The organism is Legionella quateirensis (assembly GCF_001467955.1).
Classification (GTDB): domain Bacteria; phylum Pseudomonadota; class Gammaproteobacteria; order Legionellales; family Legionellaceae; genus Legionella; species Legionella quateirensis.
Genome location: NZ_LNYR01000031.1, coordinates 70,968 through 83,149 on the forward strand (window position 1 = coordinate 70,968; position 12,182 = coordinate 83,149).

Sequence of the window (12,182 nt, forward strand, 5' to 3'; positions counted from 1 at the left end):
GGTGTCGAGACCTACCAGACTGGTAATAGAACCAAGCGCACTATTACATAATTTAGTACAAATAAGACGTTACGCTCCGGGTAAAAAAATAATTGCTATGGTTAAAGCCAATGCCTATGGCTGCGGTGTTAAGGCAGTGGTTCCTGTACTGGAAGGGCAAGTGGATGGTTTCGGAGTCGCCTGCCTTGAGGAAGCCTTAGCCATTAGATCAATGGGGAGTCAGACTCAATGCATCCTTTTTCAGGGAGTATTCAGTCCCGATGAATTATTGATAGTTGCTCAGAATCAATTCGGTTGCGTACTGCATCATCCTCATCAATTAGAATGGCTTATTAATACACCGTTGCCTAACCCCATTAAATTATGGGTTAAGGTAAATACAGGTATGCACCGGTTAGGATTTAAAGTCCAGGAGCTTCAGGACATAATGAGTGCATTGCAATCCTGTTCCTGGATTGATAAAAATATTGGGTTAATGACTCATTTGGCTTGTGCGGATGAATCCCACAGACAAGAGAATCTTCACCAGATTTCTAAGTTTGAACATATTAACGTTCCTGGATTCAGTCAACGCAGCATCGCTAATTCAGCAGCAATTATTTCATTTCCAGAAACGCATGGGGATGTTGTGAGGCCAGGTATCATGCTTTATGGTGTGTCACCATTTACTCACCAGATGGCTCCAGATTTGGGATTAATTCCAGTAATGCGCTTTATGTCTGCAATTAGCGCCATTCATTACCATCCGCCTCATGCTCAAGTAGGATACAGTGGCACGTGGAAAAGTGATAAACCTTCAGTGATTGGTATCGTTGCAGCAGGATATGGTGATGGATATCCCAGGCATATACATCCCGGTACTCCGGTCTGGGTTTGTGGAAGAGAGGCTGTTATTGTAGGCAGAGTATCCATGGATATGATGACAGTAGATTTAACTGATCATCCTGAAGTTAAAATAGGCGATCCTGTTGAACTTTGGGGAAATCATATTTTGGTTGAACGAATTGCGAAATCTGCGGGTACTATAGGCTATGAACTGCTATGTCAGATCTCCGAACGGGTGCGTCACGATTAGTGATGACTAAGGAATAGGTTATCGATAATTCCTCCAGATTAAACAGTAATTTGGGGCAAAATCCCGAACTATGGATAATATCTGGCCGTGATGGTAGAATGGCAACCGATTTGTAACTCATTAATCAGGTGAACTGTAATGAAAAAATTAACTGTTGCATCGTTATCTTTGTCGTTTTTGTTAGTTGGTTGTGCGCCAATAAATAATGAAGGCGTAGGTACTATTTCAGGTGGTGTTGTAGGTGGATTACTTGGCAGTCAATTTGGTAGTGGTTCAGGAAAAGTAATGGCCGCAGCTGGAGGCGCCCTTTTAGGTGCTTATCTGGGTGGTCAAATTGGTAAGACCATGGACAGACAGGATCGCATGGAAATGCAACGTGCTTTAGAAACTGCTCCAACTGGCAGGGCTGTAGTCTGGTCCAACCCTGATAATGGAAATCGTTATACGGTACAACCAACGAGAACATATTATCGTTCACAACAACCTTGTCGTGAATACATAACCAAAGCCTTGATTGGCGGTAAAACGCAGCAAATCTATGGTAAAGCATGTCGTCAGGCTGACGGTTCATGGCGTGTTGTGAATTAATCTGTAGATACTTCTCAGAAAATAATAAAATCAGTTTTATTCTTTTAATATAGGGGGCTTGATTATAGCCCCCACATCACGCCATTCAGTTAAGGATTTCACCTCGATCCGTTCGGGCTGAGAACTGAGAACCCCTCTTATAAGTCATAAAACCGAACATGTTTTTTTTAAATCTCTATGATCATATAAGGCCCCATCTTTGCGAGTAACTCGAAGCAATTCACAACGTAGACTTATTGGAGATGTGTTCTGGATTACTTCATTTTGTTCGCAATGGCGAAAATTTATACCGAATTGGAGCTAATTTTCCTCGCCAGAATTAAGAGAGGAGTACTAAGTCCTCAGCCCGAATGGATAATTTTGAATAAAAACCCTTAACTTAATGGGATCTTCTCCCACTCTCTTCCAGCCACCAGGCGTTAACCCATAATTCAATTTTCTTGTGCGCTCAAGCGTGTAGATAGAAGCAAACTGAACATGGAGGTATTTCGTGAGTTCGGTCCGAAATAAGTAGCTAGAATTTCAAAACAGCATCAACGTTTGTGCTATATTTATACAGTAAGTTAACAATAATAGTAATTTGTACTCATGGAGAGTGAAATGGCTCACTTAATTTACAGTGTATTACCAATGCCACCGCGAAAAATTGTGTACATTCATCCCAATGAAAGTGTAAAAAAGTGTATTGAATTAATGGTGGATCTGGATATAGGTGCAGTTGTAGTTGTTGACGCAGAGAATAAACTGATTGGTATCGTAAGTGAACGAGATATTGTTCGCTCCTGTTTGAATAAATGTGTGGATCTCAATAAAGGCAAGGTATCTGATGTAGTATTTACCAACGTAAGTATACTGAGTCCACATGATACAGTTGAAAAAGCCATGCAAGTAATAACCCAGACGAAAAGAAGACATCTTTTGATTCGTGAAAATGATGAGTTTCTGGCGATATTATCAATTGGTGATTTACTTTTTCATTCGCTGGATGATAAAGCAAGGGTAATAGAGCATTTGGAAAATTACATTCATACTTAATCAGTACTTACGAAAAACACCCAATCTCTTCGTTAAAGGGACTTTTTAAGTAATGCGGGAGGCGTCATCTCGAACGAAGTGAGAGATCTCCTGAAATCGGTCTGATGCCTGCTTGTGGAGATCTTTCTCTACGTTCAGGATGACGAAATTTCTGCGGTATTTGAGACGTTACGCCAATTCCCACTGCCTCGATTCTGGGGTTTTTCGCTAGTCTTGTGTTAAAACACCCAAATCTCTTCATTTCTCAAAATGTTCATCGGGTGCTATAGTAATCTTTTGACTTATACATCCGAGCTATGACAACAACGTTCAGAATTCTATTAGTGTTATTTGTAGTATGGTCCAATCTTTGGGCGGCTGATAATCCTTCCGTCTGGTATACCCAGAAAGAGGATAAACAGGTTATTCTTAATGTTGAATTGTATCTGTCTACTACCTGTAAGTATTGTCATAAAGCAGATGCTTTTTTTAGTGAACTGCAAGCCAGCACTCCATGGTTGCATGTACAGCGCTATACGATTAATGAAGATAAAAAGGCACTGATTCAGTTTAACCAATTATTAATGGAACAGAATATGTACGACTTCAGCGTACCTTCTGTATTTTTTTGTAATTCGCGCTGGATTGGCTTTGCATCGAATGAGACCACGGGTAAGGATCTGCTTCGAGGTTTGACTTACTGTAAAAATGAAATTGAGAAAAATGGAACATTATCACCCGTTACCGTTAATGTATTAAAACGTTGGGCACATGCTAATTTGTTTGGTTCGTCCATGATAGAGCATCCATCTGCAACAAAATATATTGGAACAATCGCATTAATGGATGCATTTAATCCCTGTGCCTTCTTTTGTCTTGCTGGATTTTTTGCCCTTCTTTTTATTCTCGAAAAGAGAAAAAAACAGTTTCTGGCTGGATTGTTATTTATTATTACGGTAGGGGGAGTACATTATTTCCAACAGGCTTATGCCAGTACTTTCTTTAGTATGTTACCTTTCTTACGTTTACCTGCAGCATTTACTGGTTTATTTTCTTTTTATCTTGCAGGCCAATATTACAGGAAACGTACATCAACACATCTAATATTTTTATTAACCTTTTTGCTGGCATTTATGATTCAGTCCTATCAACAAACCTGCATCATGAACTGGTCTTATATTTTTGGGCAATGGTTATATAATCAACAGTTAAACAATGCTCAATTGATCCTGTATCAATTAGCATACCAGGGCATCTATTTATTATTCTTATTAATTATTCTTGTTTTATATGTCATGCTCATTCGTATTGAATTTTTTGCCAAATTGAGGCAAAGATTAAATACGATAGGTTTATTATATATAATGGCAATAGGGCTATTTTTAATAATTTATCCTTTGGCCCTGGCTAATTTGGCATTATCCTTATTTACCTTAATCACTTTATTTGTTTGTGGTTGGTTCTTAAGTAGATACCGTAACCCGGTAAAAGATTAAATATCTGAATTAATAAAAAATAATTTCAGAATTTTGATCTTTTCAGGATTTATAGAATAAACTTAATAATAGATAACGGAATGGTACAGTGCGTTGAATAGGGAGAAGTTCCTGTCATGGACGATTTGAAATACAAACATTTATTTCCAATTGCAGTAGAAGTTCAGCAAGGGCAGGAATATTATTGGTGCAGTTGCGGTGAAAGTACAAAGCAACCTTTTTGCGATAAAGATGATTGTGGGCAAAAGTCGATTTATTATCTGGCCGATTTAACAGAAGAACTTCATTTTTGTAATTGCAAACAAACCAAAAATCCCCCGTTGTGTGATGGATCACATGCAAAATTATTACTGGAACTAGTAAAAAAAAGGCAGACCACATGAATTAAGAAAAGGATTTCTTAAATGATCGATCAAGAGCTAAAGAAGAAAATAGTCAATACAATTGGCCGTTATGAAACAAAATGCGACAAAATGCAAGTGCAGATCAATGCATTAAAAAATGTAATCAATCAATTGATCATAACCCCCTTAGGTATTAATTATGAAATGGATGATCAACTCTCTAAATTTCGAGATCAATTGGATGCAGAGTTTGATCCGGCTGTTTTAGAAAAAAAGGTAAAAGAACTGGTTGAAATATTTACCAAAATGCAAAATAAAAAATCAGAAAATTCTCGTGTGATTTCGAGTTTAATTAAGCAAGGTGTTGATTCGGTAAGTCGTCTGGCCAATAAATCCCAGGATAAAAGAGCGGTTTCCAAATTACAAAAAATGCTGGATTCAGAGATAGAAAATCAGGCTATTCTGGTTCATTTTAACGAGGTACTCACCCAATGCGTGTCTTCAGTTATTAAAGAGCTTGATGATTTGTCACAAGTTTCTACCGTAAATGAAAAAATAAAAAATAAGGAAGGAGAAATTAGTTTAAAAATCAACGAAAGTTTACATCAGTTAATTGATCATTTATCGATACCGCAAGATTTAGATGCAAAAAGAGAAGAGATAAAATTACTCTTGGAGCATCAATTAACAAATGATGATTTAAATAGATTTATTGACGGATTAACTGAATTGGTTGTAGATGCTTTTAATGTAGAGCAAAACAGGTTTAAAGGGTTTCTTCAACAGTTAACAAGTCAGCTGCATGATTTTGATATTTATTTAAAGACATCTTCTACAAATCAGAAAAATGCTGCTCTAGAAAGTCGTAAATTAGAACATGGAATTCAAGACAATATTGACCAGATCAAAAATCATTTGGATAATTCTAAAACAATTGAAGAGTTGTCAGCAAAAGTCAGTCAAAATTTAGAACTTATTGGTGAACGAATCAGATCATTTCGAGAGAGCGAGCAATTGCGTGAAAAAGAGTTGGAACAACAGATTGTAACTTTACAATCAAAATTAGCCGTCTCTGAGCAAAATGCGGAAGAAATCAAGAATCTTCTTTCTTTTCAAAAATACAGAATAAATCACGACAGCTTAACGGGTTTACCTAATCGTGAAGCTTATGAAGAACACGTTTTGGATGCTTTTCAACGATGGAAACTGAATTCCAAATCATTATCATTAGCTATTGGTGATATCGATCATTTTAAACACATCAATGATAATTTTGGGCATTTGGCTGGAGATAAAGTTCTTAAAAAGATAGCAATGATTTTAAGATCATCAGTTCGAAAGCTTGATTTTATATCGCGAATTGGTGGCGAAGAATTTGTATTTATTTTTGAAGATACTCCTGGAAATCAGGCTTATTCTATTTTGGAGAAATTACGCAATCTAGTGGAACACTGTCAGTTTTATTATCGGGATAAAAAAGTTGATGTGACCGTTTCTTTTGGTTTAACCACTGTTATTGAAGGCGATGATCTTGAAAGTTTATTTATGCGAGCTGATAAGGCAATGTATAAAGCTAAAAACAGCGGAAGAAATCGAATTGAGATACTATAAAATACTATAATCAAAACCCTAATGAGTTAAAGTCCACTTGATAAAGCGATTAGCTGGATACAAATTTGACTTGATCTTGTACCCATGATTTGGGATTATCTAAACTCTTGGTTTTTAGGGCAGTACTATGAGTAAACTCATTGATATTCCAGTTGTAGTTGAAAGCGGGCAAAAATATAAAACCTCAAATGGGGTAACCGCAATTAAAGATGGGGTGAAGTCAACAGGTCTTACTCATGAGCGCTTACCAAAACCCAAATGGTTACGCATTGTAAATCACACCACTCCTGCTTATAACCAAGTAAAGGAACAGGTTCAGAAGCACCGTCTGGCGACAGTATGCGAAGAAGCGAAATGCCCTAATATTGCTGAATGCTGGTCGCATGGAACCGCGACTATTATGTTAATGGGGGCTGTGTGTACTCGTGCTTGTCGATTTTGTGCTGTAGATACCGGGAATCCACATGGTTGGCTTGACATGGAGGAACCTGATAATACCGCAAATACTGTTGCATTAATGAATCTGGATTATGTCGTGCTGACTTCGGTAAACAGAGATGATTTACCAGACGGCGGAGCCAGTCATTATGCGAAAACGATTAAAGCGATTAAAGAACGATCTCCACGAACCAAAGTTGAGGCTCTGACTCCTGATTTTCAGGGTATAGAACATGACGTAGCGGTTTTGTTGGATAGCGGTGTTGATGTTTTTGCGCAAAATGTTGAGACCGTAGAGCGTTTGACACATCCAGTTCGGGATAACAGAGCGGGATATCATCAAACTTTAAACGTATTGGCTTTTGCAAAACGATACAGACCTGATGTTTTAACCAAAACCAGTCTGATGTTGGGATTGGGTGAAACGAATGAAGAAATCATTAAAACTATGGATGATTTGCGCGCACATCAAGTGGATATTTTAACTTTGGGGCAGTACCTTCAGCCTACAAAAAATCATTTGCCTATAGAGCGTTATGTGACCCCGGAAACTTTTGCCGAATTAAGACAGATAGGCTTACAAAAGGGCTTTTTTGAAGTAGCATCGGGTCCTTTGGTGCGATCCAGTTATAGAGCCGATCGAGTGTTCAAACGAGATAATTTAGGCTTGGAAGAACCTAAGTAATCCCATAATTAGAATTTATTATTCTAATTGAATGCCTCATATTCCAGTTCAATTTATTTAACAAGTGGTTTATAATAAGTCCAATGTGATTTTATTAGAGACAGTTAATTGAATGACTTTTAAAGAATGGTGTTATGCGGTACTGGGTATTGTTGAATTTACAGAAGGCAAAATCCTCAATTGCATCTTTATCCCCGCATTAACCGATAGCTCCGTAATGATGACCTCAGAGGTAGAGCAGGTAGGTGGATATTGCATCAACGTACCCAATCATAGCGGAATTATTATACCTTTTGATAATTATCAATTTCTATTGAATTACCTTCAGGGTATTTTTTGGGAAACCAGAGTATTTCAAAACTCTTTTAACGAATGGCTAAATCACTATTTTTTACTTTTGGGAGTCGACTTAACTCATTGGAGAGAATATAAGGATTTTTCATCGATTCATCTGACTTTTAATACGCCTCAGTCACAATTTAATTTTATCTCCCAGTTTAAATTTCTAGATCCTGTACTGAGCTATAATCCTATATTACAAACTCAATCCCTCCAGGTATCTGCCACAGCGATCTGGCATTTATTAAGGGTATATTATAAGTCTCCCAGGGCTGAGATAAGAAATATACAAGATGCTTCTGTAATGCAGAATCAGTTAGATCGTTTGCAACAATTAAAGCAGTTGATCGAAGACCATAATTTACAGACTCGATTGGATTATTCGATGATGCTAGCCAGGGATTTTTCCAATCATATTAAAAATGGAGTTAGTCTTGAAACTACGCATGCAGCGAGTGCTTATTCTCTTTCATTAAAGATCTATGCAGAAGTGAATCGAGATAATTTAGCTTTATTTCAGTATGAGGTATTAAATTATGCAGCATCTCTTTTGGCTGCTTACACACCAGAAGGGAAATTACAACAAAGTTTGAAAACTGATACAAAATTTGTCAAATATCTGGATCAGCAGTTGATGAATTTCATCTCGAATCATTTTTTGATGGAATTTCCTGTACTCAGAACGTTACCTGTGCAAGTACAAATCTTCATTTCATCATTAATAGAGCACAATTTAAATGCAATGCTATATGGTTGTCCCTTTTTCTCTGTAGGTTCTGATTCATGTATCTCTATGCCTCGATTTTTCCCTGGCAGGGAAATGCAATCGGATACTGATGAGCTTATCTTTCAGGGGGGAGGAATGAGAGGGCATTCAGCTGTTTTTAGAATAATCAAGGTCGGTTATTTGGCTGATGGTGTTAGAGCTGGATATAATGAAAAGTCATTCTTTTATGAATATTTTAAAATTGAGGATAATTTGGGAGATGGCCCTTACGAAGTCAACCCATTTGAGAAAACGTGTACTGGAACCTATGTAACTCAATTAGAGCCATTTACCCTAGAGAATGGTGTATATAGCAAATTAAATCTAGATCCACGCACACAACCTGCAGAATATCAAAAAGCGATGGAGTTTACTCTGAAAGAATTAATAAGGGTGGAGCGTCAATTAAAACTGTATAGAAAGCCATCTTTTACTTATACCGATACATTATCTTCCTCTCCGGGAAGCGATGAAGCAAATGAATGGATTCGTCTTAACGGTATTAGACAGCTGCTTAGCGGGCTGCCTTATCAGTTTCCTCTTGCATATTATAGCCAGGATCCCTTAAATCCATCGATATGTTATCGACGTACGGTCTGTAATCGAAGACACTTTTATCAGGAAGGAGGTAGTTGTACTATATTTTCGCTCAAAAGCCTGGTAAACAGTGTGATTGGTAGTGAATTGATGGCTTTACATAATAATTTTATGCAGTTAAGTAATTCAAAACAATATAACAATTGGATTGATCGTAAAATTGAACTATTACAATTTTATCTTTCTCCATTCAGTCAGTCCCAAAGAGCAGGCAATATTGCTCCAACGAGATTAACATCAGGTGAAGATAACCCGGTTGTATCTGAGTTGAAAGTTCAAGACAGACTTTCTTTTTTTAATGAAAATAAGCTTGGAACAGCCATCCCAATTCATAAAGAGGTAAACGATGCAGGAGCAGCTCCTAGAGTGTTTTGACAGTTCCGACTTCGACGTCACATGACTGGTTCGGTTTTTATAAATACAAAGCAATTCAATCTTCAGCATCTCTTTAAAAAACCAGTCCAGCTCTACTCTCCGAATACCCGTGGTTTTGACCGCGGGCTCCATTGTTTTAACGTTGCTGTCCTGGATGCCGCGGAAATTCGGAGTATAGAGCTGGATCATATCTCTCAGGAGCAAGTCCTGAGATTTTGGGAATCCTTTGGTGAATTTTCAACACATCTTAATAGAATATGAAGTTAAAACCTTAATTTTATCTTCTATATAAGACAAAATAAAACGGTCATGCTAACTCGATTCCTTTTTTTCTCATATTCTTTTGTAAAAAATAGGCCATAAAAAGCATTATTATTCCAATACTTAAAGCACAAATGCCCATGATTAAATAATAGTTTTTATAATACGGCAAACTCTCCACCGCGTTTTGAACGTGTTCCGGTATAGCAACCCAGCCTGCAACCCTTCCTGAAATTGCGTTGGACATGGAGCTGGCCAAGTACCAGACTCCCATCGCAAATGCTATAGCGCGCCCATCACAATACAATCCAATCATACTTAAACCTATGGCACTGACCCATAATTCAGCGATTGAAATTAAAACATACGTTAACGCAATATAATTGCCGTTGACTATGCCATCAGTTGCTCTGGTGGCAGCAAAAGCCATGGCCAGTAGTGCCAAACCTGAGAGCATGGTTCCTGCTGCAAATTGATAGGGGATAGTGAAACGAGAAAACAACCGGTAAAAGCGCGGAAGCTGGCTGCCTATAATTAATATTAATAAAGGATTGAGCATTTGATATTGTGCTGCTGAGATGCTTAAACCTAATAAATTGTGATCGGAATTATTATTGGCGAATAAAACCAGAGTACTGTTCATTTGGTTGTAAATGATAAAAAACACAACCGCCTCTATTATCAGTAGTACCGCTATCATTTGTTTACTGCGCGTTTCTCCTGTAAGCAGAGCCGTTTTGACTATAAACCAGAGTATTCCTACACCACACCCTAAGGCAATTATTGTGCTGGCCAGATAAACATGGGTATAGGCATATAAAGTAAGTGAATAAATGACGGCAATATAACCTGTTAAACGAAAGATGCCTTGTTTAGAAAGCCGAGATTTATCTTTGCCCCAGATGACCGATTCATAAATGGTATACCGTTTGGCAAAATTTAATGCAGCGATGGATTTACCTACAAACGTCAGGGTCAGAACAGACAATGGTCCATACCTGCTGTCTAGTAATGCAGGCGCGATCAAAGTCGCCAGAAGTGCGCCTACATTAATGGCCATGTAATAATAAGTCATTGCAGATTTTGCTTTTATCGCATCATCCGAATAAATATGAGAAACCATACTGGATGCCGTACCCATTAATAACGAATTGGTAGCGGGAATGAATGCAAATGCCGCAATAAAAAGTTGATCTCCCAAAGAGCTTATAGTGTATCCACTAAGCATCACCAGTAAATACGCGCATGCCAGCATGATGCTGCCAAGAAGTATGGATCGCCTGATTCCCACAATAGTATCAGCCATGTATCCACCGAGTACGGGCATCAAATATCCGGTTGCTTGAGTCACTCCGATAAATGCATAGGCTTTAGCCTGGCTGTAACCCAATCCTTGCGAGAGTAGAGGGCGAGTTAGAAATAAAATCAAAACAGTATTAAGAGCATAAACTGAAAACTGGCTCCAGAATGTAATGAAGATAATATTATTGGTTTGTTTTTGTCGTAGATTTAATTCGGGTAAATAATTTTTAATAGTTTCAGATATCAATTGTTCACCTCGTCCATGAAAATATACACCTAAAATGTTCTATAAATTAGGTTATCACTTCTTTGCAAGGACTACATCTATTATATGAGTATCATGATAGGGGAACGTGAAAATTTTACTGAACAGACGTTTTAACCGTTGAATCAAAAAATATTTAGGTAACATGCGAATCGATAGGGTATTGAGAAACCAGGTACCTTCAATGCCAAAAAGAGCTAATTCGTCAATGTTATTGAGCGTAATCGGTATTTCCAGGCGCTTATGATCAATGATTTCAAACTGATGTTGTTTAAAGGCGAGCATCAGCTCTTCGAGATTTGCGGCAACCGTTGTATTTTTTACTATGGATTTATAGTAATGACCAACGACACTGCTTAATAAAGAATCCTGGGCTATAAATTCAGCTAATTGTTGTTGCGCGACAGGGAATGAATCATAGGTCGTCGTGATCATTGAATAATGCCCAGTAGCCCGTGTTAACAATTTTGCTTCATCGAATAAGATATTGATAGGGATGTAGGCATTAATAAAATGCGCCAGTACCAAATCCTGACTATGGGGAGGTAAGAATTTGCTCGCATCAGCAGCACTGGTTTCTATGGTTTTTAAACTCAAGGTTTCACTGGCACGCTTTAACATTTCAGAAGAAACGTCGATACCGGTAAATTCTGCAGCTGGCATGATACGTTGAAGCTTGCGCAGAAAAGCGCCGTCGCCAACACCCAGATCAAGAACTTTAAAATTGGGTTTTAAGCCCAAATGAAATTTCTTCATCTGTTCAATAGCAACATGATGACTCTCACTAATTGCTCCAAAGCGATTAGCGGTAGCATAATTCTCAGCGATTTGGTTATACATGGCCTTCAAGGACATGCAGAATTCCTGTTTAACACTATTTTTCAAGTATATCCTTAAAATGGGGCAATTGGCGACAGGTGTTTGAGGAAAATATTTCATCTTTACAAACTTCATTGATTTGATAACAGGATTTGTTTAATAGCCAAGATTTTTATTGTATACTGCCGAAATTATAAAAAGTGTAAA

Annotated in this window: 10 protein-coding genes; 8 read left to right on the forward strand and 2 right to left on the reverse strand. The window is 37.7% G+C overall.

From position 1 onward, the window contains the following. Window position 1 precedes the first annotated feature (1 nt). The 8 genes from alr to Lqua_RS09990 all read left to right on the forward strand — a co-directional run bounded on the left by alr (window position 2) and on the right by Lqua_RS09990 (window position 9,328). Entirely contained in the window at window positions 2–1,075 is a 1,074-nt protein-coding gene (gene alr, locus Lqua_RS09955; protein WP_058474131.1) for an alanine racemase, read from the forward strand. Between the two features lie 138 nt (window positions 1,076–1,213). Beyond that, window positions 1,214–1,663: an RT0821/Lpp0805 family surface protein gene (locus tag Lqua_RS09960; RefSeq protein ID WP_058474132.1), complete on the forward strand. Its 450-nt coding sequence runs from the start codon at window positions 1,214–1,216 to the stop codon at window positions 1,661–1,663. 600 nt (window positions 1,664–2,263) lie between these two features. Further along, on the forward strand, window positions 2,264–2,698 hold the full coding sequence (locus tag Lqua_RS09965) for a CBS domain-containing protein (protein ID WP_058474133.1): 435 nt from the start codon (window positions 2,264–2,266) through the stop codon (window positions 2,696–2,698). 323 nt (window positions 2,699–3,021) lie between these two features. Next, entirely contained in the window at window positions 3,022–4,173 is a 1,152-nt protein-coding gene (locus Lqua_RS09970; protein WP_338011279.1) for a hypothetical protein, read from the forward strand. Window positions 4,174–4,289: 116 nt separating this feature from the next. Next, window positions 4,290–4,556 carry a CDGSH iron-sulfur domain-containing protein gene (locus Lqua_RS09975; RefSeq protein WP_058474135.1) on the forward strand — a complete coding sequence of 89 codons (267 nt, stop codon included), beginning with the start codon at window positions 4,290–4,292 and terminating at the stop codon, window positions 4,554–4,556. Window positions 4,557–4,577: 21 nt separating this feature from the next. Further along, complete coding sequence (locus tag Lqua_RS09980; RefSeq protein WP_058474136.1) at window positions 4,578–6,128, forward strand: GGDEF domain-containing protein; 1,551 nt, start codon at window positions 4,578–4,580, stop codon at window positions 6,126–6,128. Window positions 6,129–6,255: 127 nt separating this feature from the next. Beyond that, a complete protein-coding gene (lipA, locus tag Lqua_RS09985) occupies window positions 6,256–7,251 on the forward strand; it encodes a lipoyl synthase (protein WP_058474137.1) in 996 nt (331 codons plus the stop codon). Window positions 7,252–7,363: 112 nt separating this feature from the next. Continuing rightward, window positions 7,364–9,328 (forward strand): hypothetical protein, encoded by a 1,965-nt coding sequence (locus Lqua_RS09990; RefSeq protein WP_058474138.1) that lies wholly within the window; start codon window positions 7,364–7,366, stop codon window positions 9,326–9,328. 307 nt (window positions 9,329–9,635) lie between these two features. Here the strand turns inward: Lqua_RS09990 and Lqua_RS10000 are convergent, their stop codons facing one another. Both Lqua_RS10000 and Lqua_RS10005 read right to left on the reverse strand, forming a co-directional pair. Beyond that, on the reverse strand, window positions 9,636–11,138 hold the full coding sequence (locus Lqua_RS10000; RefSeq protein WP_058474140.1) for a peptide MFS transporter: 1,503 nt from the start codon (window positions 11,136–11,138) through the stop codon (window positions 9,636–9,638). A 54-nt stretch (window positions 11,139–11,192) separates the two neighbouring features. Beyond that, entirely contained in the window at window positions 11,193–12,011 is an 819-nt protein-coding gene (locus Lqua_RS10005; RefSeq protein WP_058474141.1) for a class I SAM-dependent methyltransferase, read from the reverse strand. Window positions 12,012–12,182: the final 171 nt, after the last annotated feature.